Origin of the sequence: Streptomyces sparsogenes subsp. cuspidosporus (assembly GCF_039532705.1) — a bacterium.
GTDB lineage: Bacteria > Actinomycetota > Actinomycetes > Streptomycetales > Streptomycetaceae > Streptomyces > Streptomyces sparsogenes.
Window position 1 is genome coordinate 190,023 of record NZ_BAAASD010000010.1, and the last position, 21,903, is coordinate 211,925.

A 21,903-nucleotide genomic window follows, 5' to 3' on the forward strand; every position below is an offset into this window, starting at 1 on the left:
ACTTCAGCGGCCCGGCGGTTGTTCGGCAGCCCCCGCCGCCGTACGGAACAATGGGAAGAGCGTCTGACGGGGGGATGGAGCATGGGCCGTCGGGAGAGTCCGCTGGATCCGAGCGCGGGCCCGGTCCAGCGTTTCGCCTACGAGCTGCGCAAGTTGCGGACCGAGGCGGGCGGGCCGACCTATCGGTCCATGGCCCAGCGGGCCCCGTACTCCGTCACCACGCTGTCCCAGGCCGCCGCGGGAGAACAACTCCCCTCGCTGCGGGTCGCCCTCGCGTATGTGGAGGCGTGCGGTGGCGACCGGGCCGCATGGGAGGCCCGCTGGCGCGAGGCCGCGGAGGAGGTGGCCGGCCGCCCCGCCGACGACGAGGACGCCACCCCGCCGTACCGCGGCCTGGCCCGCTTCGAGCCGGGCGACCACGACCGCTTCTTCGGCCGCGACCAACTCTTTGCCGAGCTGCTGGAGTTGGTGGCCGAGAGGAGGTTCGTCGCCGTCTTCGGCCCCTCGGGCAGCGGCAAGTCCTCGCTGCTGCGGGCCGGCCTGATCCCCGCCCTGCGCGACGGCGCGCCGACCGTGCCGCGCCCGGCCGTGATCCGCGTCCTCACCCCGGGCGACCGCCCCCTGCGTACCCACGCCGCCGCGCTCGCCCCGCTCGGCTCCGACAAGGGCGGCGGGGACGGGGACACCTGGCTGGTGGTCGACCAGTTCGAGGAGGTCTTCACCCTCTGCCGGGACCCGGCGGAGCGCGCCGGGTTCATCGAGCGGCTGCTGTCCGCCCGGGACGAGAACAGCCGGCTGCGCGTGGTCCTCGGCGTACGGGCCGACTTCTTCGGCCGCTGCGCCGAACACCGGGAGCTGACCGCGGCGCTGCGCGGCGCCACCTTGCTGGTCGGGCCGATGGGGCGGGCGGAGCTGCGGGAGGCGATCGTCAAGCCGGCCGCCGCGGAAGGTCTGATCGTCGAACGGGCGCTGACCGCCAGGATCGTCGAGGAGGTCGCCGACGAACCCGGCGGTCTGCCCCTGATGTCCCACGCCCTCCTGGAGACCTGGCGCCGCCGCCGGGGGCGGACGCTGACCGAGGAGGCGTACGAGGAGGCGGGCGGCGTCCAGGGGGCCATCGCCCTGACCGCGGAACGGGTGTACGGGGAGCTGAGCGAGCGGCAACTGGAGGCCGCCCGGCGGATCATGCTCCGGCTGATCACCCCGGGCGAGGGGGCCCAGGACACGCGGCGCCCGGTGGACCGGGAGGAGCTGGGGCTGGACCCGGCGGAACGGGGGGCGGGCCCCGGCGGCACCGACCACGATTCCGCCCGGGGTCCCGGCCCCGGCACCGACCCCAATTCCGACACCGACCCCCTCCCCGACACCGACAGCACCCCCGACACCGACGCCGACACCGACCCCGATCCCGGCGCGGCCGGCGACACGGCCCTGGTGTTGGAACGCCTGGTACGGGCGCGGCTGGTCACCCTCGACGAGGGCACGGTCGACCTCGCCCACGAGGCGCTGATCACGGCCTGGCCCCGGCTGCGCGGCTGGATCGACGAGGACCGCCAGCGGCTGCGGACGCACCGCAAGCTGACGGAGGCCGCCCGGGCCTGGGAGGAGCTGGGGCGGGACCCCGGCGCGCTCTACCGGGGCGCGCGGCTGGCGGAGGCGTGGGAGGCGTTCGGCGAGGCGGGCCGGTCGGACGAACTCACCGCAGCCGAACGGGACTTCCTGACGGCCAGCCGGGCGGCGGGCAAGCGCGAGCGCCGGCGGCTGCGGGCGTTCGTGGGCTCGATGGCGTTGCTGCTGGTGCTGGCGCTGGTGGCCGGGGTGGTGGCGTGGCAGCAGAACCGGACGGGTGAGCAGCGGCGCGCGGAGGCCACCTCCCGCCGGATCGCCTCCGTCGCGGAGAACATGCGGTACGCGGACCCGGTGACGGCGCTGCGGCTGAGCGTGGCCGCGTGGAAGATCAGCCACACGGTGGAGGCGAGATCCGCGCTGCTGGGGGCGGTGGCGCAGCGCGAGCGGGACACCTTCACCGCCACCGGGGCCGGTGTGAACGACCTGGCGTCGCTGAGCGCTGACGGCCGTACGCTCGTCACCTCCGACGGGCAGAAGGGCCGGACGGTCGCCTGGGATGTGCTCACCCACCGCCGGATCGGCTCGTTCAGGACGAGCGACGAGTCGGAGACCGTGACGGCCGTCTCCCCGGACGGGCGGCAGGTGGTGACGGACGGGGAGAGCGGGTTGCAACTGCGGGACCGCGCCTCCGGTCGGCCCATCGGCCCTCGTTTCCCCTTTTCCGGGAACGGTGAAGTCTCCTTCGGGCCGAGCGGACACACCCTCCTCGTCGAGGACGGACACCGGCTCCGGCTGTGGGACATCCGGCACCGCCACGTCCTGTTCCAGCGCGCCGGCGAGACCATGCAGCAGCCGGCGCTCAGCGCGGACGACCGGAGGCTGGCGCTGTGTTCGGACCAGAACGAGCTGGAGGTCTGGGACGTCCCCGCGCACCGCCGGATACGCACGCTCCCGGCCGCCGCCTCGCGCGCGGCCTGCCCTGCGGGCGAGGACAGCGACGGCGTGGAGTTCGTGCTCACTGCGGACGGCGGGAAGCTGCTGGTCAGCACCGTGAAGGGGGTCCGCGACTGGGCGCTGGACTCCGGGAAGGAACTGCCGGGCATCTCCCACGCCGGGCTCTGGGACCTCGCCCCCAGCCGTGACGGGCGACTGCTGGCGGCCACGGATGGCCAGGAGATCCTGATGTGGCGGATCGACAGCCCGGACAGGCCGGTCTACCGGCACCCCTTGGCGGGGCGGCAGATCGCCGGTCTGTGGCTGGACGCGGACCACGGGGTGATCCGCTACCAGGAGGGCGAGGGCATGGGGGGCGACCCGGTGCGCACCCTCCACCTGGGAGGCGCCACAGCCGCCGGTTGGGGGCCGAAGCGGGACGGGGAGGCCCTGTTCAGCCCCGACGCGAGCCTGATCGCGGAGGTACGGACCTCGGGCGGGCGCGCACGGATCGAGCTGCGGCACACCGGCGACGGAACCCCGGCCGCCGCCCTGCCCCCGGCCGACTGCCGGGCCACCGCGCGACCGGGGCACAAGGGTTGGTCCTGCCAACCGCTCATGGCGTTCAGCGCGGACGGGCGCACCTTCGCCTATGGGTTCAGCGAGCGGGACGACCGCACCGGCGGGCACCGGGCGGAGCGGGTCACGGTGTGGGATGTGCGCCACGGCCGCAAGACGGCAGACCTCCCCCTCACCCCGAAGGAAACGAGCGACCCGGGTGTGGAGTCGATCGCGTTGACACCGGACGGCGGGACCGTGGTCGCCTATCGGCGGTTCTCGGAGATCCTCGACCTGTGGCGAGTGCGTAGCCGTACGAGGGTGACGCGGCAGGCGCCCGGACTGGCGGACGTCCTGGTCGGCGGTTCCGGCGACCTCGCGATGTCCTTCACCGACTCCGCCGCCCTCGCCGTGCGTCCCGACGGGCGATTGGTCACCACGGCGTCCGGCCGGCGATTCACCCTCCCTTCAGGACACCCGGCCCGGTCGACCCCCTCGCAGGACTCGGTCTACGCGCTGGCCTACAGCCCCGACGGTGAACAGCTGGCCCTGGGCACGGACTCGGGACAGGTGACGCTGTGGGACGGGGACGCGCTGCGCCGCCTGGGCGTCGTCTCGGGGACGCTCACCGGCGAGGGGCGCGAGACGGCCGAGCCCGTGGAGGCCCTGGCCTACTCGCCCGACGGCACGATCCTGGCCGTGGCGGGGGACAAGGGGACGGTGCGGCTGTGGGACACCGCGTCCAGCCGCCCGCTGGGATCCGCCCTGATCACCGCGGGGGACGCGGTCCGGGCCCTCTCCTTCGGCAAGGACGGCCGGACCCTGCTGGTCGCCGGCGAACACGTCCCCCTCCAGAGGTACGCCGTCGACCCCGACCGGGCCACCGCCGCCGTCTGCGCGCGGGCCGGGGGCGGGCTCTCCCGGGCCGAATGGAAGACGTACATCCCGGAGGTCCCGTACCGCGAGGTGTGCTGAAGTCCCGTACCGCGAGGTGTGCCGATACCGCGGATCGGGGACAGCCGACAACCCCGCGCCTCCCCCCGTGGAAGGCGCGGGCGAACAGGGACGCTCGTATCAGCGAGAGATAAGCGCGGGTTAAGCGCTTGCTGAGTGATTACCGAGCGTTATCGGAAAACCGGCGTTCGCCGTCCACGGCGACCCGGAGCTGCTCGGGCAGCGCGGTCCATTCCGGGCCGTCGTTCTGGGGCTTGACCCAGGCGACGTTCCCGCCGGTGTCGATATAGGCGACGCGGCCGATGGCCTCGCGCTCGATGTCGTACACGAGATCGCCTATCCGAGGAAGTGTGCGAGCCTGTCCCGGTGCCGTCATGAGCTGCCCTTTCGCCGTCGCGCCACCTGTCGGTGCGCGTCTAGCCGCCTCGGCCCTGTGACCGGCCGCCCCGAGGAATCCGACCGCGAGGAGTCCCGCGGCCAGGGCTCGGTGGTACCGGCCGCTCGACCGGCGTGGTCTCGCCGGTCTGGTGGTCGATATGCGAGTCAAGCCCCCCATGCCGCCCCCGTTTGTCTTCGTGCGGAGGGCTCCCCGTTACCGCGGGCTCCCCACCCGGCGGATATGAGCCGGACGTGAGCGTGGGTGCGCCGCGGCGCCCTCGTTGCCCGTAGCGTGCAATGGATTGCTGATCTCCCGCTGATGCGGCGCTGACCTGTGACTGTGGGTAGGCTGCGAGATGGCCGCAGGAATCTCAGGTACCGACGGGGGAAACGCGTGCACGGGACCGAGTTTCGTCTGTTGGGCCCGGTCGGGATATGGCAGGGCGAGCAGGGGCTCGGCCCGACCGCCGCCCAGCAGCGATCCGTCCTGGCGATGCTGTTGCTGGAGCCCGGCCGGGTGGTGTCCGTGGACCGGCTGGTGATGGCCGTCTGGGGCGAGGACCCGCCGGGGTCGGCGCGCAACGCCGTACAGGTCCAGATATCCAAGCTGCGCAGGATCCTGGCCGCCCTGCCCGACACCGAACTGTCCACCTCCGCGCAGGGCTACTGCCTCACCGTCGACCCCGAGCGGGTGGACCTGCACCGGTTCCGGGAGCTGGTGCGCGAGGCGCGGAAGGCCGGCGACGGCCCGGCGGGCGAGCTGCTGCACGCGGCGCTCCAGCTCTGGCGCGGCCCGGCGCTCGCGGATGTCGCGGGCGGCTGGCTGCCCGGGACCGTCGGGGCGGGGCTGGAGGAGGAGCGGCGCGCCGTGGTGGAGGAGTGCGCCGCGATCGATCTGCGCTCGGGGCGGCATCAGCAGGCCGCCGCCGTGCTGTCGCCCCTGGTGGCGGAGCACCCCTTCGCCGAGCGGTCCGTGGGCCTGCTGATGGAGGCGCTCAGCCGGTCCGGCCGGCGGGCGGACGCGCTCGCGCTCTTCCGCGCCACGCGGCGGCGCTACGTCGAGGAGCTGGGCATCGAGCCGGGGGACGACCTCCAGCGGCTGCACCAGCAGGTGCTGGAGGAGGAGACCTCCCCCGAGCCGTCCCCGACGCCGTCCTCGTCCCCGGCCCCGACCCCCTCCCACGCCCCGTCCCCGGCCCACACCTCTGCCGACCCCCCTTCCGACGCTCCCTCCCCACGCCCCTCCCCGTCGGCGTCCCCGCCCCCTTCCGCATCGCCATTGCCTTCGGGGTCCCCGCCGGCCGGCGGGCTCGCGGTGCCGCAGCAACTCCCCGCCGACGTCGCCCACTTCACCGGGCGCGAGCGGGAGCTGGCCGGCCTGGACGCGCTGCTGCGACCCGAGCCGGAGCCCGGGGCCGAGGCCGGGCGGGCGCCCACCGCGGCGGTGATCTCGGTGATCGCGGGCAGCGGCGGGCTGGGCAAGACGACGCTCGCCGTGCACTGGGCCCACCGGGTCCGCGACCGCTTCCCCGACGGCCAGCTGTATGTGAACCTCCGCGGCTTCGGCCCGACCGGATCGGCGATGACCCCCTCGGAGGCGGTGCGCGGCTTTCTGGACGCCTTCCAGGTGCCCGCGCACCGGATACCGGCGACCGTCGAGGCCCAGACCGCCCTGTACCGCAGCCTGTTGGCCGACCGGCGGGTGCTGATCCTCCTCGACAACGCCCGCGACGCCGACCAGGTCCGTCCCCTGCTGCCCGGGGCGCCCGGCTGTCTGGTGCTGCTGACCAGCCGTAACGAGCTGACCAGCCTGGTCGTCGCCGAGCAGGCCCAGCCCCTGCCGCTGGACCTGCTCGACCGCGCCGAGGCGCGTGAACTGCTCGCCCGGCGGCTGGGCTCCGAGCGGGTGGCGGCCGAGCCGGGCGCGGTGGAGGACGTCATCACGGTGTGCGCGGGGCTGCCCCTCGCGCTGGCCATCGTCGCGGCCCGCGCGGCCACCCACCCCGGCTTCACCCTCGAGGCCCTCGCCCGCGAACTGCGCGACGCCCGCGGCAGCCTGGACGCGTTCGACGGCGGGGACGCCACCACCGACGTCCGCGCGGTGTTCTCCTGGTCGTACCACGCCCTCGGCGCCGACGCCGCCCGGCTGTTCCGGCTGCTGGGCGTGCACCCCGGCCCGGACATCGCGGCCGCCGCCGCGGCCAGCCTGGTGGGGCTGCCCGTGCCACAGGCCCGCCGGCTGCTGCTCCAGCTCACCCGGGCCCATCTGCTCACCGAGCGCAGCCCGGGCCAGTACGCGCTGCACGACCTGCTGCGCGCCTACGCCATCGAGCTGACGCAGGCGTACGACTCCGAGGCCGACCGGCGCGCCGCGCTCCACCGGACGCTCGACCACTACCTGCACACCGCCCTCGCCGCCGGCCGCGTGTTCACCCCGCACCGCACGCCCATCACCCTCCCCGCCGCGCGGCCCGGCGTCAGCCCCGAGCCGCTCGCCGAGTACGGGGAGGCGCTGACCTGGTTCACCGTCGAGCACCCGGTGCTGGTCGCGGTGCAACAGCAGGCGGCGGAGAGCGGATTCGAGACCCACGCCTGGCAGTTGGCCTGGACGCTCGCCGAGTTCCTCGACCAGCTCGGCCACTGGCACGACCAGGACGTCGTGCACACCGTCGCGCTGGAGGCGGCCCGGCGTACGGACGACCTGGCCGGCCAGGCCCACGCCCTCCACGGCCTCGGCCTCGCCGACCTCCGCATGGCCCGCTACGACCGGGCCCGCGAGCGCCTGCTGCGCGCCCTGGACCTGCACGGCAAGACCGGCAACCCGGCCGGCCAGGCCCTCATCCACGTCGCGCTCAACCTGGCCGGCGAACGGCAGGGCCGTCACAAGGAGGGCCTCTACCACGCGCAGCGCACCCTCGAGCTGTACCGGGAGGTCGGCCACCGCGGCGGGGAGGCGTACGCCCTCAACAACGTCGGCTGGGCCTACGCCATGCTCGGCGAGTACCAGCAGACCCTGATCCACTGCGAGAAGGCCCTGCGCATGCTGCAGGAGGCCCATGACGGACGCGGCGCCTCCGCCGCCTGGGACAGCCTCGGCTACGCCCACCACCGCCTCGGCGACCACCAGCAGGCCATCACCTGCTACCGGAACGCGGTGGAGCTGCGCCAGGAGCGCGGCGAGCGGGTCCGCGGGGCCGAGTCCCTCTACCGCCTGGGCAGCGCCCAGCTCGCCGCCGGTGACATCCCCGGCGCCCGCGACTCCTGGCAGCAGGCCCTGACCATGTTCGACGTCCTCGGCCACCCCGACGCCGGCCGGGTCCGCGAGGAACTCGGCCGGCTGGGGTGATTCCGGGCCGGACGCCGACGGGCCCGGCTCGGACTCAGCCGAACGGGATCCGGACGTACGACTGGTTGCCCGTCCCCAGGGTGCTGCTGCCGTTGCCGATGGCGTTCCAGACCTCCACCCGTACCTTCCCGTTGCTCAGGTTGCCGAGCGATCCGGTGGCGGACTTGAGCCCGCGGGCCTGGGTGTAGTGCTCGTAGCCCGCGACGGGGTCGGTGGCGAAGTACTGGTAGGTCTCGGTGCGGTCCCAGCTGCCGTCGCCGGTCAGGTCGTAGGAGATACGGACCTGCTGACCGTTGGCCACGGTGGTGCCCGCGTCCACGAACAGGTCGAACTGGGTGGCGCCGCCGTTGTAGGTGGCGTTCAGCCCGGAGGCGAGGAAGGTCTGCGGCTGGTACGGGGTGCCGTCGTGGTTGGTGCCGCCCGCCGAGGCCAGGGTCGCGGCGGAGGCGGAGGTGGAGGCGGCGCCGAGGGTTCCGCCGCTGCCGAGGTAGCGGGTGGCGGAGCCGGTGGGCGGGTCGGTGGGGCCGCCGCCGCGGGTCCAGACGGCGACGTAGTCGACGAGCATGGGGTGGCCGGGTTCGGTGGCCGCGGTGGGGGTGGCGGAGCCCTGGACGGCGTCGGGGAAGGCGCCGCCGATGGCGACGTTGAGGAGCAGGAAGTAGCCGGCGTGGTCGGTCATCCGCGACCAGGTGTCGGCGTCCACGCTGTTCTGGCTGACGCTGTGGAACTGCTGGTCGTCCACGTACCAGCGGAGCTGGTTGGGTGTGGTGGAGCGGTCCCACTCGAAGCGGTAGGTGTGGAAGGCGGACTGGCAGCTCGCGCCGGGGCAGGTGCGGCTGGCGCCGAGGCCGGTGGTCTCCTGGCAGGGGCCGCCGGGGTTGACGCCGCAGTGGAGGGTGCCCCAGACGGAGTTGATGCCGTTGACGTTCTCCATGAGGTCGAACTCGCCGACGCCCGGCCAGTTCTGGTAGTTGCCCCGGTACGGGCTGCCGAGCGCCCAGAAGGCGGGCCAGTAGCCGAGCGCGGCGTTCCCGGTGACGTTCGGCATCTGGATCCGGCCCTCGATGCGCAGCACGCCGCCCGCCGGGGCCTTGAAGTCGGCGCGCCGGGTCTCGATGCGGGCGGAGGTCCAGTTGCCGGAGCCGTCCCGGAGGGGGGTGATGCGCAGGTTGCCGTTGCCGTCGAGGCCGAGGTTCCGGGTGGAGTCGGTGTAGCTCTGGATCTCGCCGGTGCCCCAGTTGCCGGGGCCGCCGGGGTAGGAGTGGCCGGTGTCCAGCTGCCAGTTGGCTGAGGACGGCAGGGTGTTCGCGGAACCGTTGAAGTCATCGCTCCACTGCAGGGTCCACCCGGCGGCGGGCGGCACCGCGCCCCGCGCGGGCGCGGTGCCGAACAGCGTGGCGAGGGCGGTCAGCGCGAGCACGGCGGCGGCCAGCGCGGCGGTGAGGGGTGTGGTGAGGGGTATGGCGAGGGGTGCCCTGGGTCTGGTGCTCGTACGTCTCGTGTTCACGGGGACGACCTCCAGCAGGCTGTGGGGGGTGTCGCGGGCATGAGAGCGCTCTCACGTTTATGTAGGTGCACGCGGGGAGGTCGTCAATGGTCCGCGCGCGTTCGTTTCCCGAAGATGGGAAAGGGCCTGCCGCGGTGGTGTCAGGCGGGCCGCAGCCAGATGGTGGCCAGCGGCGGCAGCACCGGCAGGATGCTCGCGGGCCGTCCGTGCCAGGCGGTGGGCTCGGCCTTGAGCGGTTCCGGGTTGCGGACGCCGCTGCCGCCGTAGCGGCCGTCGTCGGTGTTCAGCACCTCACGCCACAGGGGGATTCCGTCGGGCACGCCGACGCGGTACTCCTGGCGCACCACGGGCGAGAAGTTGCTGATGGCCAGCAGGGGGGAGCCGTCCGCGTCGAAGCGCAGGAAGGCGAAGACGTTGTCCTCGGCCCCGTCGCCCTCGACCCAGGCGAACCCCTCCGGGGCGGTGTCCCGCTGCCACAGCGCGGGCGTGGCCAGATACGTCCGGTTCAGGTCGCGCACCAGGTCGCGCACGCCGCGGTGGTCGGGCTCGGCGGAGTACGAGGGGTCGAGCAGCCACCAGTCGGGGCCGTGGCTCTCCGACCACTCGGCGCCCTGCGCGAACTCCTGCCCCATGAAGAGCAGTTGCTTGCCCGGGTGGGCCCACATGAAGCCGAGGTACGCGCGGTGGTCGGCGCGCTGCTGCCACCAGTCGCCCGGCATCTTGGACACCAGCGACCGCTTGCCGTGCACCACCTCGTCGTGGGAGATGGGCAGCACGTAGTTCTCGCTGTAGGCGTACACCATCGAGAAGGTCATCTCGTGGTGGTGGTACCTGCGGTGCACCGGCTCGTGCGCGACGTAGTCGAGCGAGTCGTGCATCCACCCCATGTTCCACTTCAGGCCGAAGCCGAGGCCGCCGAAGCCGCTGGGGCCCACGTGGTGGGTGGCGCGGGTGACGCCGTCCCAGGCGGTGGACTCCTCGGCGATCGTCACCACCCCGGGGCAGCGGCGGTAGACCGTCGCGTTCATCTCCTGCAGGAACGCGACGGCGTCGAGGTTCTCCCGGCCGCCGTGCGCGTTGGGCGTCCACTGGCCCGGCTCGCGCGAGTAGTCCAGGTAGAGCATGGAGGCCACGGCGTCCACGCGCAGGCCGTCCACATGGAACTCCTCGCACCAGTACACCGCGTTGGCCACCAGGAAGTTGCGCACCTCCGTGCGGCCGTAGTCGAACTCCAGCGTGCCCCAGTCCGGGTGCGCGGCCCGGGCCGGGTCGGCCGGCTCGTACAGCGGCCTGCCGTCGAACTCGGCCAGCGCCCAGTCGTCCCGGGGGAAGTGCGCGGGCACCCAGTCGACCAGCACCCCGATGCCCGCCTGGTGCAGGGCGTCGACCAGGTACTTGAAGTCGTCGGGGGTGCCGAGGCGGGCGGTGGGCGCGTAGAAGCCGGTCACCTGGTAGCCCCACGAACCGCCGAAGGGGTGCTCGGCCACCGGCATCAGCTCGACATGCGTGAAGCCGAGGTCCTTGACGTACGCGGGGAGCTGCTCGGCGAGCTGCCGGTAGTTCAGTCCCGGCCGCCACGAGGGCAGATGCACCTCGTACACCGAGAACGGCGACTCGTGGACGCGGTGGCCCGCCCGCGCGGCCATCCACGCGTCGTCGCCCCAGCGGTGGTGGGAGGTGTGCACGACCGAGGCGGTGGCGGGCGGACACTCCGTGCGGCGCGCCATCGGGTCGGCACGCAGGGTGTGGCTCCCGTCCGGGCGGGTGATGTCGAACTTGTACACCGCGCCCTCGCCCACACCGGGCAGGAACAGCTCCCATACGCCGCTGCCGCCCAGCGAGCGCATCGGGAAGGCCGTGCCGTCCCAGTAGTTGAAGTCCCCCGCCACCCGCACGCCCCGCGCGTCCGGCGCCCACACCGTGAACCGCGTCCCGGCGACGCCCTGGTGCGTCATCGGCCGCGCGCCCAGCGCGCGCCACAGCTCCTCGTGGCGGCCCTCGCCGATGAGGTACAGGTCCAGCTCGCCGAGGGCGGGGAGGAAGCGGTACGCGTCGTGCTGCTCCTCTTCCCTGTCCCCGCCCTTCTCGCTGTCCTCGTAGGTGACCAGCAGCCGGTAGTCGGGGATCTCCCGCAGTGGGATGACCCCGGAGAACAGGCCGTCCCCGTCGGGCCGCAGCCGCGCGCGCAGCCCGCCGGCGGCGACGGTCACGGACCGGGCGTACGGGCGCAGCGCGCGGAACAGGATCCCGTCGCGCACGGGGTGGGCGCCGAGCAGGGAGTGCGGGTCGTGGTGCGAGCCGGAGAGCAGCCGCTGCCGGTCGGTGTCCCCGAGCGGCGCCGCGGCACGTACGCCGTCGTCACTGCCCTCGCGACGATCCCTGCCGCCGCCGATGGCCGGTGGCGCGGCCTCGGCGGGCGGCTGTCCGGTGGGTGCTGGGGGTGTGGTGGGGGGTGTCGCCGGGGCCCGGGGGGTGGGTGGGGCGGTGTAGGAGGAGCGGGACATGGGGCCGTCGCCCGTGCCGTGCGCGGCGGCGCGGTGGGCCGGGGGTCGGCCGGCGGTCGGGCGGAAGGTGGCCGGTACGGAGGCGTCGCCGGCGTGGGCGGAGGCGGGGCCGGCGTCGGCTGGTCCGGTGGAGGCGGGGCCGGTGGGGGCGCGGCCGGGGTCCGGGGCCTCGTCGGACGGGGAGGGGTTGGCGGGCGGGCGTGCGGTCACGGGGATGTCCTCCCAGGAGGGGCTGGGGATCGGCACGGGTGGGGTCAGGGGCGGGCCGCGGCCAGGCGGCGGATGGCGGACATCGGGACGGGCAGCCACTCGGGACGGTGGCGGGCCTCGTAGACCACCTCGTACACCGCCTTGTCCGTCTCGTGGGCCCGCAGCAGCTCCGGCTCGTCGCGCGGGTCGGCGCCGGACGCCTCCGCGTAGCCCGCGCAGTACGCGGCCCGGGTACGGCCGGCCCAGTCCTGGGGGCTGTCGTGGCCGCCCACGGCCGCCGCGTAGTCGAACGAGCGGAGCATGCCCGCGATGTCGCGCACCGGGGGCTGCGGGCGGCGGCGTTCGGCGAGCGGGCGCGAGGGCTCGCCCTCGAAGTCGATCAGGGACCAGCGGACCCCGGTCTCCTCGCTCCCGCCCCCGCCGCTCCCCGCACCACTCTCCCCGGCCCCGGTAGCGGCCCCGGCCCCGGTCCCGCCGTCCTGGACCGTCCGCAGCACCTGGCCCAGGTGCAGGTCGCCGTGGATGCGCTGCGCGGTCCAGGTGCGGCCCGCGCGGCCGAGCGCGGCCAGGTCCTCGTACGCGGCGTGCAGCGCGGCGCGGTAGGGGTGGAGCGCGGGGACGGCCGCGGCGGCGGAGTCCAGGCGCTCGGACATGGCGGCCGCGAGGTGCTCGATCTGCGGGCGGCGCAGGACGGTGGTGGGCAGCGCGCGGGCCATCGCCAGGTGGACCTCCGCGGTGGCCTGCCCGAGGGCGTGCGCGGCCTCGGTGAAGTCGTCCCGCGCGGCCAGCGCGTCGAGGGCGAGCTGCCAGCCGTCGGTGGAGCCGGCGAGGTAGGGCTGCAGCACACCGAGGGTGAAGGGGTCGGAGCGGGGGCCGGCGCCCTCGGCGGGCGGGGCGGCCTCGAACCAGGCGGCGGGGGCGGGCACCCGGGTGCAGCCCGTCCGGGCGAGGGCCAGGGGCAGCTCGAGGTCGGGGTTGGTGCCGGGGCTCACCCGACGGAAGAGCTTGAGGATAAACGTATCTCCGTAGATGACGGAGGAGTTGGACTGTTCGGCGGTCAGCAGCCGGGGAGCGAGCGCCTGGGGGATGGCCGCGGACGGCTCGCGCAGGAAGCGCAGCGGCCCGAGGGTGCCGGGCATCCGCAGCCGTTCCAGCAGGAGGGTGGCGAGGTGGGGGTCGAGCAGCGCCTCGTAGACGGCCCGGCCGTCCAGCGGCCCGCCGGTGGGGCGGCCGATGAGGGCGGGGGCGAGCCGGGGCGGCAGGGCGGGGCGCACGCCGAGCAGGAGCTGGTAGCAGTCGCTGGCCGCCGCGCCGCGCGGGTGGCCGCAGCCCGAGCCGTGCCGGTGGCCGGGGGGCTCGGGCTGCTGGGCGCGGACGAGCAGGTGGAGCAGCCCTGGTGTGGTGCCGGTGGTCGCGCAGGGCAGCAGTTCGGTCGCGGACACGAGGGAGAAGCCGGTGATCGGGCGGCCCTTGCCGGCGAACCAGCGCTGGCGGGGCAGCCATTCCGCGAGCAGGGGGGCGAGGGAGGTGAGCAGCCCGGCGGGGCCCGCGGCCGTGGTGGCAAGGGGCGCGGAGGGCGGGGGGTCGACCCGCGGTACAGCGGTCGGCGGGTGCTGTGCCCCCCGGGAGAATGAAGCTTCCGGCATGGCGTCGCGTCCTTTCCCCGGGCACACGACAGTCAGGGCAAAGTGTCCCGGATTGCGGCATTGACCGTGCGACGGTGCGGGACGTGTCGGGCGAGGATCGTCCGTACGGCCAATCTTCCGTGTGGCCACTAGGCCGTACGGCCAATCCTCCGTAGGACCCCCTACGGAGTGCGCGGTCGGCTTCGCCCGTGCGGTAGTAGGGAACCTGCCCCCGATGTGGGGTCGAAAACGCCCGTACGCGCCCCAGGTGGGCGCGTACGGACGGAAGCGGGCCAGGCGCGGGGCCGCCGGGCCGCCCAGGGGACGGCGGGTCAGTCGGTCCAGTGGCCCGCCGCGTCCGAGGGCCGCAGCCGGAACCAGTAGAAGCCGTGGCCCCCGAGGGTCAGCAGGTAGGGCAGCTCGCCGATGGCGGGGAAGCGCACGCCGCCGATCAGCTCCACCGGGTGACGGCCGCTGAAGGCCTGCAGATCCAGCTCGGTGGGCTGGGCGAAGCGCGAGAAGTTGTTCACGCACAGCACGAGGTCGTCCCCGCCCTCCTCGTCCCCGGGTGCCTCGCGCAGGAAGGCGAGGACGGCGGGGTTGGAGGAGGACAGCTCGGTGAAGGAGCCGAGGCCGAAGGCGGGGTTCTGCTTGCGGATCTCGATCATCCGGCGGGTCCAGTGGAGCAGCGAGGAGGGGCTGCTCATGGCCGCTTCGACGTTGGTGACCTGGTAGCCGTAGACCGGGTCCATGATGGTGGGCAGGAACAGCCGTCCGGGGTCGCAGGAGGAGAAGCCCGCGTTGCGGTCGGGGGTCCACTGCATGGGGGTGCGGACGGCGTCGCGGTCGCCGAGCCAGATGTTGTCGCCCATGCCGATCTCGTCGCCGTAGTAGAGGATCGGCGAGCCGGGCAGGGACAGCAGCAGCGCGGTGAACAGCTCGATCTGGTTGCGGTCGTTGTCCAGCAGGGGGGCCAGTCGGCGGCGGATGCCGATGTTGGCGCGCATCCTCGGGTCCTTGGCGTACTCCGCGTACATGTAGTCGCGCTCTTCGTCGGTGACCATCTCGAGCGTCAGCTCGTCGTGGTTGCGCAGGAAGATGCCCCACTGGCAGCCGGAGGGGATGGCCGGGGTCTTGGCGAGGATCTCCGAGACCGGGTAGCGGGACTCGCGGCGCACCGCCATGAAGATGCGCGGCATCACCGGGAAGTGAAAGGCCATGTGGCACTCGTCGCCGCCCTTGCTGAAGTCGCCGAAATAGTCGACGACGTCCTCGGGCCACTGGTTCGCCTCGGCGAGCAGCACGGTGTCCGGGTAGTGGGCGTCGATCTCGGCGCGGACCCGCTTGAGCATCTCGTGGGTGCGGGGCAGGTTCTCGCAGTCGGTGCCCTCCTCCGCGTACAGATACGGGACGGCGTCCAGCCGGAAGCCGTCGATGCCCAGGTCCAGCCAGAAGCGCAGGGCGGCCAGTACCTCTTCCTGGACGGCGGGGTTCTCGAAGTTGAGGTCCGGCTGGTGCGAGAAGAAGCGGTGCCAGTAGTACTGCTTGCGCACCGGGTCGAAGGTCCAGTTGGAGGTCTCGGTGTCGACGAAGATGATCCGGGCGTCCTGGAACTGCTTGTCGTCGTCGGCCCACATGTAGTAGTCGCCGTACGGTCCCTCCGGGTCGCGGCGGGACTCCTGGAACCACGGGTGCTGATCGCTCGTATGGTTCATGACAAAGTCGATGATCACCCGCATGCCCCGCTGGTGGGCGGCGTCCACGAACTCGACGAAGTCGGCGAGGTCCCCGAACTCCGGCAGCACGGCGGTGTAGTCGGACACGTCGTAGCCGCCGTCGCGCAGCGGGGAGGCGAAGAAGGGCGGCAGCCACAGGCAGTCCACGCCCAGCCACTGGAGATAGTCGAGTTTGGCCGTGAGTCCCTTGAGGTCGCCGATGCCGTCGCCGTTGCTGTCCTGGAAGGAGCGCACCAGCACCTCGTAGAACACGGCGCGCTTGAACCATTCGGGGTCGCGGTCCTTGGCCGGAGTGTCCTCGAACTTGTCCGGTACGGGCTCGTTGACGGTCATGATGTGGGTGACCCTCCGATCGGTGAGGACGGTCGCAGGGACAGCACATGCGCGGGAGCCATGGGGCGGCCCGGCTCCAGGCGCACATAGTTGTCCCTGCCCCAGTGATAGGTCTCGCCGGTGAGCTCGTCGCGCACCGGGGCGGACTCATGCCAGTCGAGGCCGAGTTCCGGCATGTTCAACGAGACCGTCGCCTCCTGGGTGTGGTGGGGGTCCAGGTTGACGACCGTGAGCACGCACGAGTCGCCCGTCCGCTTGGAGTAGGCGATGACAGACTCGTTGTCGACGTGGTGGAATCGCAGGTTGCGCAGTTGCCGCAGGGCCGGGTGGCGGCGCCGCAGCCGGTTGAGGCAGGTGAGCAGCGGGGTGATGGTGCGCCCCTCGCGCTCGGCGGCCGCCCAGTCGCGCGGCCGCAGCTGGTACTTCTCGCTGTCCAGGTACTCCTCGCTGCCGGGGCGCAGCGGGGTGTTCTCGCACAGCTCGTAGCCCGCGTAGACGCCCCAGGTGGGGGAGAGGGTGGCGGCCAGCACGGCCCGCGCCTCGAAGGCGGGGCGGCCGCCCTCCTGGAGATAGGCGTGCAGGATGTCGGGAGTGTTCACGAAGAGGTTCGGCCGCATGTATCCGGCCGCTTCCCCGGACAGCTCGGTGAGGTAGTCGGTGAGCTCCTGTTTGGTGTTGCGCCAGGTGAAGTACGTGTACGACTGCTGGAAGCCGATGGCGCCGAGGGTGTGCATCATGGCCGGCCGGGTGAAGGCCTCGGCGAGGAAGATGACATCGGGGTCGGTGCGGTTGATGTCGCCGATCACCTTCTCCCAGAAGACCACGGGCTTGGTGTGCGGATTGTCCACGCGGAAGATCCGCACACCGTGGGAGATCCAGAAGCGCAGCACCCGCTCGGTCTCGCGGACCAGCCCCGGGAAGTCCGTGTCGAAGGCGATCGGATAGATGTCCTGGTACTTCTTGGGCGGGTTCTCGGCGTAGGCGATCGAGCCGTCGGCGCGCCGGTGGAACCACTCGGGGTGCTCGGTCACCCATGGATGGTCGGGCGAGCACTGCAGCGCGAAGTCGAGCGCGACCTCCAGGCGCAGCTCGCGGGCGCGCGCCACGAAGTGGTCGAAGTCGTCGAGGGTGCCGAGGTCGGGGTGGACCGCGTCGTGGCCGCCGTCGGCCGAGCCGATCGCCCAGGGGGAGCCGACGTCGTACGGGCCCGCCGACAGGCTGTTGTTGGGGCCCTTGCGGTACGAGGTGCCGATGGGGTGGATCGGCGGCAGGTACACCACGTCGAAGCCCGCCGCGGCGACGGCGGGCAGTCGCTCGGCGGCGGTGCGCAGGGTGCCGCTCACCGGCCGCCGGTCCTCGGCGACCTTGGCGCCCTCCGAGCGCGGGAAGAACTCGTACCAGGAGCCGAACAGCGCGCGCTCCCGCTCCACCAGCAGCGGCATCGGGCGGGAGGCGGTGACCAACTCGCGCAGCGGGTGGCGGTCGAGGACCTCGGTGACCTCGGGGGCGAGGGCGGCGGCGAGCCGGTCGGCCACCGGGCGCCGCTCGTCGCGCAGCGCGTCGACGGCCCCCAGCACCGCCTCGCGGCCGTCGCTCTTGGGGACGGCCCCCGCCGCTCGCTCGTGGAGCCGCGCGCCTTCCTCCAGGACCAGGTCGGTGTCGATCCCGGCGGGGATCTTGACGGCGGCGTGGTGGCGCCAGGTGCCGATCGGGTCGCTCCACGCCTCGACCGTGTACGACCAGCGGCCCTGTGAGGTCGGGGTGACGTCGGCGCCCCAGCGGTCGGTGCCGGGGGCGAGTTCGCGCATCGGGGTCCAGGGCCCGGAGCGCCCGGCCGGATCGCGCAGTACGACATTCGCCTTGACCGCGTCGTGGCCTTCCCGGAACACGGTGGCGCTGACTTCGAACGTCTCGCCCACCACCGCCTTCGCGGGGCGGCGGCCGCAGTCGATGAGCGGGCGGATGTCCAGGACGGGGATGCGACCGATCATAGGATCACCTGACGGCGTTGCGGGCGTATATGCTGTGGCGGCTTTTGTCCTTTGTATCGGTTCTGCCGCCTTGCGACGGGTTGCGGGCATGACAGCTCCTGTCCGCGTTCACTCTGGTGGGCGGATGGGGTCGGCCATGGGGGGCGTGTTGGGAAAGCCTTCCCACGCGGCGCGGGGCGACAATCCGGGTTCCCGTTAACTTCCCGTGCGTAACGCGACTCGGCCCCGCGCGAGCCTGAAACAGGACAAGCGCGGGGCCGACGGGTTTCTCCCGGGGCGGGCTTGGGGCGGCCCTGGGGGCGTGCTCGGTGCGGGCGGTGCCGGTGGGGTCAGGGGCGCGCCGAATTCCGGCCGTTCCGGGCGGAGTTACGGGGAAGGGACCGGGATGCGGGCCGGGACGCGGCCCGGGACTCGGGCTCGGTCGCGAGACCCGAGGCCAGCAGCCGAAGCGCCGCCTCCGACGGGGACCCCGGCTCCGCGCCGTACATCAGCAGGCGCTGGTCCCCCGAGTCCGTGAGCCCCGTCATCTCGAAACTCAGCTCCATCGGCCCGACCAGCGGGTGGTGGAAGGACTTGACACCGTAGGAGCACTGGCGCACCGGGTGGCGCGACCACAGCGCCGCGAACTCGCCGCTCTTCATGGTCAGCTCGCCGATCAGCTCCGCCAGCCGCCGGTCGTCCGGGTGCGCGCCGGCCGCCAGCCGCAGCGCGGAGACGGCGAGCCGCGCGTCGCTCTCCCAGTCGGGGTAGAGCTCGCGGGTGTGGGGGTCCAGGAAGAGCAGCCGCTGGGTGTTGGGGCGGTCGGCGGGGCGCTCGGGGGCGTCGGCGGCCAGGTGCCCGGCGACCAGGGCGTGCCCGAGCGGGTTCCAGGCCAGGACGTCGAAACGAGCCGTCAGGACCAGCGCGGGCACCCCGTCCATGGCCTCGATCAGCCGGCGGGTGCTCGGCCGGGCGGCCTCGGCGCGCGGCGCCGGGCGGCGCGCGGCCCGCGCCGGGCGGGCCAGATTGCGCAGATGCGCGTGTTCGTCCGGGGTCAGCCGCAGGGCCCGGGCGATCGCGTCGAGCACGCCGTCCGAGGCGCCCGACGACTGGCCCTGCTCCAGCCGCGTGTAGTACGCGACGCTCACCCCGGCCAGCTGCGCCAGCTCCTCCCGGCGCAGCCCGGGCACCCGGCGTCGGGTCCCGTACGAGACCAGCCCGACGTCCTCGGGGCGGAGGCGGGCGCGGCGGGTGCGCAGGAATTCCCCCAGCGCGGGCGGTGTGTCGATGGGCCTGTCCATGGACACCAGTGTCCGACAGCCGGGCCCGGCGTGCCTGCCCCTGCCGGGGTCAGGCACGCCGGGTCGGCCCCTCATCACTTGTAGGTGATGTCCGAGCTGGAGTACTTGCAGTACGTGCCGTCCGGGCCGGATCCGTTCGTCGTGGGCTCGGCGCCGGTGTTGTTCCCGATGTACTTCTGGCAGGGGATGATCTTCTTGCTGGTGTCACCGACGATGGTGATCCCGCGCAGGGTGACGCTGTCGCCGTAGTTGGTGTTGATCCCGGCGAGGCGGCTGCCCTTGTAGGTGGCCTCCAGGGTGTTGACGTTGATGGTCCGCTTGTACTGGGTCTTGCAGTTGCCGCAGGAGCGGACGAAGGTGCCGAAGTTCTTCACGGCGAAGTTGTTGATGTTGAGGGTGCCCGCGCCGTTGAACTGGAAGACCTTGTCCGAGGCCTCCTTGGCGCCGCCGCCGTTGACCGTGTAGACGGCGGAGGACGAGCTGCCCTTGAAAGTGGCGGCGTCCTCGCCGACATCCTCCCACCACACGTTCTGCAGCGTGCAGCTGCCCAGGCAGTGGACGCCGTCGGCGGCCGGGGAGCCGAGGATCACGTTCTTCAGGGTCGCGCCGTCCTTCAGCTCGAACAGCGGGCCCTGGTCCTCGTCCTGGCCGCCGGTGCCCAGGTCGCCGGAGCCGTAGTAGCGCTTCATGCCCCCGTCGTAGCTCCCGCTGACGGGGATGGTCTTGGTGACCGCCTGGGGGGTGCCGCTCGGCGTGGGCCAGGTGGCGGCCGAGGCGGTGGGGACGGTCAGACCGGTGGCGATGGCGCCCGCCGTGAGGGCGGCGGCGCCCAGGAGGCCGGCCATCGCCCGCTTCCTGCTCAGATGCTGTGCCATGTTCACACTCCTCGTTTCCGTGATGCGTGGGAGGTGCGGATGGAACGGTGCGGGACGGTCGTTCAGGGGGTGGCGATCTTCGGCCGCGGCGGGGTCGCCATCTTGTTCCCGATGAAGAAGCCGGGGTGCGGCGGCTGGTTGTACGCGGTGTTCTGCCAGGCCAGGGCCACCCGGTACGGCCGGTCATGGAGCAGCGTGGTGATCTTCCGGTCGGTCTCGTACGGCGTGGAGTAGATCCGCAGCGCCTTGTTGTCCGAGGTCGGCCAGATCACCTCCTCGCGCCAGTCCCCGAGGATGTCGCCGGACAGCGACGGGGTGGCCTTGGTGCCGTTGTTGGAGTGCACCCCGGAGCCGGTCAGCAGCCGGGTGTCGGCGGAGGTGCCGTACTTGTCGATGTGCGTGCCGTCCAGCAGCTCGCGCACCGGGTCGCCGTCCCACCACGACAGGAAGTTGACCGAGGACGGCTTGCGGCCCTTGGCGGCCCCGCTCCTGTCGCGGATCGAACCGTCGGCGGCCGACCACATCTCGGCACCGTCGCTGCCCGCCCAGATGTCCCCGGCCACGCCGCGCCCGTTGTCGCCGCTCGCCGGGGTGGACCACAGCACCTGGCCGGTCCTGGCGTCGGCGTAGTACGACGACGGCTTCGACGAGTCCTCGTCCACCTTGAAGTACTCGAGACCGGGCCGGGACGGGTCCAGGTCGCCGAGGTGGGCCGCGTCGCCGTGGCCGTTCCTGGTCGTCCACAGGCCGGCGCCGTTGTCGTCCACGGCCATCGAGCCGTACACGATCTCGTCCCTGCCGTCGGCGTCCACATCGCCGATCGTCAGCGCGTGGTTGCCCTGCCCGTCATAGCCCTTGCCGGCGTTGGTGGAGCTGTTGGTGTCGAACGTCCACGTGCGGGTGAGCTGCACGCCGCTGTAGCTCCAGGCGCTGATGACCGTACGGGTGTAGTAGCCGCGCGCCTCGATCAGCGAGGGCTTCGAGCCGTCCAGGTAGGCGGTGCCGGCCAGGAAGCGGTCCACGCGGTTGCCGTACGAGTCGCCCCACGAGGACACCGTGCCGCGCGGCGGGACGTAGTCGACGGTGGAGACCGCCGCGCCCGTCCGGCCGTTGAACATGGTCAGGAACTCGGGCCCGCTCAGCACATAGCCGCTGGAGTTGCGGTAATCGGCGGAGGCGTTGCCGATCGTCCTGCCGGTGCCGTCGACCGTGCCGTCCGCGGTCTTCATCGCGACCTCGGCCTTGCCGTCGCCGTCGTAGTCGTACACCTGGAACTGGGTGTAGTGGGCGCCGGAGCGGATGTTGCGCCCCAGGTCGATCCGCCACAGCCGCTGCCCCTGGAGGGTGTAGCCATCGACGATCGTGTTGCCGGTGACCCCGGACTGCGAGTTGTCCTTGGCGTTCGTCGGCTGCCACTTGAGGACGAGGTCGAGATCGCCGTCGCCGTCCAGGTCGCCCACCGAGGCGTCGTTGGCCTCGTAGGTGTAGTCCGAGCCGCCCGACGGGGGCGAGACCGGCACGTCGTAGTAGCCGGACCGGAACTGCACGGCGCTCGGCGAGGCGGGCTGCTCCACGCCGCCCACGACCGCGCGGACCGTGTAGTCAGCGCTGTTGGGGGCGTCCTTGTGGAGGTAGTTGGTGGTGGTGAGGGGCGAGGAGTTGACCTTGACGCCGCCCCGGTAGAGGTTGAACGTCACGTCGTCCGGGTCGGTGGCCAGCCAGCGCCAGCTCACCAGGTTGTCATTGCCGGTGTGCACGCTGACCAGCCCGCGGTCGAGCCTCTCCAGCTGGGTCGCCTGGACGGCGGCGGCCTGGGGGGAGGCGGTCCGCGTGCCGTCGGCCGGGGCGGCGTGCGAGAGCGCGGCCGGGCCGGTGGCGAGCAGCGCGCCGGCGGCGGCCGCGGCGAGCGCGGCGCGTCCGGCCCGGCGGCGGGCGGAGGGAGCGGGCGAACCGTGCGGGGGTGCCACGGGACCTCCTGGGGGGGGAGTGTGCGGGGCGGGGGGTGTCGGGGTGTGGTCGCCGCTCTGACCGGAAAGGTTGCCGCCCCCCGCGCGGATTTCCCGGCCGCGGAGTGACGCGCCGGACCCCGCGCCCGGCGGCGGCT

General features: G+C 73.0%; 11 protein-coding genes. 2 read left to right on the plus strand and 9 right to left on the minus strand.

Going from position 1 to position 21,903, the window contains the following annotated elements:
* Nucleotides 1-81 precede the first annotated feature (81 nt).
* On the plus strand, nt 82-4,035 hold the full coding sequence (locus ABFY07_RS15430; RefSeq protein ID WP_346175041.1) for an nSTAND1 domain-containing NTPase: 3,954 nt from the start codon (nt 82-84) through the stop codon (nt 4,033-4,035).
* Between the two features lie 139 nt (nt 4,036-4,174).
* Here ABFY07_RS15430 and ABFY07_RS15435 read toward each other — a convergent pair whose 3' ends face one another.
* A complete protein-coding gene (locus tag ABFY07_RS15435) occupies nt 4,175-4,342 on the minus strand; it encodes a hypothetical protein (RefSeq protein WP_346175042.1) in 168 nt (55 codons plus the stop codon).
* 444 nt (nt 4,343-4,786) lie between these two features.
* On the opposite strand from ABFY07_RS15435, the gene ABFY07_RS15440 reads away from it, so the two are divergent.
* Nucleotides 4,787-7,738, plus strand: a complete 2,952-nt coding sequence (locus tag ABFY07_RS15440; protein WP_346175043.1) for an AfsR/SARP family transcriptional regulator — start codon at nt 4,787-4,789, stop codon at nt 7,736-7,738.
* A gap of 34 nt (nt 7,739-7,772) precedes the next feature.
* Here the strand turns inward: ABFY07_RS15440 and ABFY07_RS15445 are convergent, their stop codons facing one another.
* From ABFY07_RS15445 to ABFY07_RS15480, 8 genes are all read right to left on the minus strand, one after another.
* On the minus strand, nt 7,773-9,245 hold the full coding sequence (locus ABFY07_RS15445) for a glycoside hydrolase family 16 protein (RefSeq protein ID WP_428836931.1): 1,473 nt from the start codon (nt 9,243-9,245) through the stop codon (nt 7,773-7,775).
* Nucleotides 9,246-9,385: 140 nt separating this feature from the next.
* Nucleotides 9,386-11,749 carry a 1,4-alpha-glucan branching enzyme gene (gene glgB / locus ABFY07_RS15450; protein WP_346175067.1) on the minus strand — a complete coding sequence of 788 codons (2,364 nt, stop codon included), beginning with the start codon at nt 11,747-11,749 and terminating at the stop codon, nt 9,386-9,388.
* Nucleotides 11,750-12,003: 254 nt separating this feature from the next.
* Nucleotides 12,004-13,605: a maltokinase N-terminal cap-like domain-containing protein gene (locus tag ABFY07_RS15455; RefSeq protein ID WP_346175044.1), complete on the minus strand. Its 1,602-nt coding sequence runs from the start codon at nt 13,603-13,605 to the stop codon at nt 12,004-12,006.
* Nucleotides 13,606-13,916: 311 nt separating this feature from the next.
* On the minus strand, nt 13,917-15,653 hold the full coding sequence (gene treS, locus ABFY07_RS15460; RefSeq protein ID WP_346175045.1) for a maltose alpha-D-glucosyltransferase: 1,737 nt from the start codon (nt 15,651-15,653) through the stop codon (nt 13,917-13,919).
* Nucleotides 15,650-17,644, minus strand: a complete 1,995-nt coding sequence (locus tag ABFY07_RS15465) for an alpha-1,4-glucan--maltose-1-phosphate maltosyltransferase (protein ID WP_346175046.1) — start codon at nt 17,642-17,644, stop codon at nt 15,650-15,652. The genes treS and ABFY07_RS15465 overlap by 4 nt, the downstream gene beginning before the upstream one ends.
* A 329-nt stretch (nt 17,645-17,973) precedes the next feature.
* Nucleotides 17,974-18,924: a helix-turn-helix domain-containing protein gene (locus tag ABFY07_RS15470; protein WP_346175047.1), complete on the minus strand. Its 951-nt coding sequence runs from the start codon at nt 18,922-18,924 to the stop codon at nt 17,974-17,976.
* A 74-nt stretch (nt 18,925-18,998) separates the two neighbouring features.
* Nucleotides 18,999-19,799 (minus strand): pectate lyase, encoded by an 801-nt coding sequence (locus ABFY07_RS15475; protein WP_346175048.1) that lies wholly within the window; start codon nt 19,797-19,799, stop codon nt 18,999-19,001.
* 62 nt (nt 19,800-19,861) lie between these two features.
* The gene (locus ABFY07_RS15480; RefSeq protein WP_346175049.1) at nt 19,862-21,766 is read right to left on the minus strand and encodes a rhamnogalacturonan lyase; all 1,905 of its coding nucleotides are present in this window, start codon (nt 21,764-21,766) and stop codon (nt 19,862-19,864) included.
* Between the last annotated feature and the right edge of the window lie 137 nt (nt 21,767-21,903).

Coding starts and splice junctions, on each gene's coding strand:
- glgB (WP_346175067.1), bottom strand. CDS start 11,749: ATGTCCCGCTCCTCCTACACCGCCCCACCCACCCCCCGGGCCCCGGCG.
- ABFY07_RS15430 (WP_346175041.1), top strand. CDS start 82: ATGGGCCGTCGGGAGAGTCCGCTGGATCCGAGCGCGGGCCCGGTCCAG.
- treS (WP_346175045.1), bottom strand. CDS start 15,653: ATGACCGTCAACGAGCCCGTACCGGACAAGTTCGAGGACACTCCGGCC.
- ABFY07_RS15455 (WP_346175044.1), bottom strand. CDS start 13,605: ATGCCGGAAGCTTCATTCTCCCGGGGGGCACAGCACCCGCCGACCGCT.
- ABFY07_RS15475 (WP_346175048.1), bottom strand. CDS start 19,799: ATGGCACAGCATCTGAGCAGGAAGCGGGCGATGGCCGGCCTCCTGGGC.
- ABFY07_RS15465 (WP_346175046.1), bottom strand. CDS start 17,644: ATGATCGGTCGCATCCCCGTCCTGGACATCCGCCCGCTCATCGACTGC.
- ABFY07_RS15470 (WP_346175047.1), bottom strand. CDS start 18,924: ATGGACAGGCCCATCGACACACCGCCCGCGCTGGGGGAATTCCTGCGC.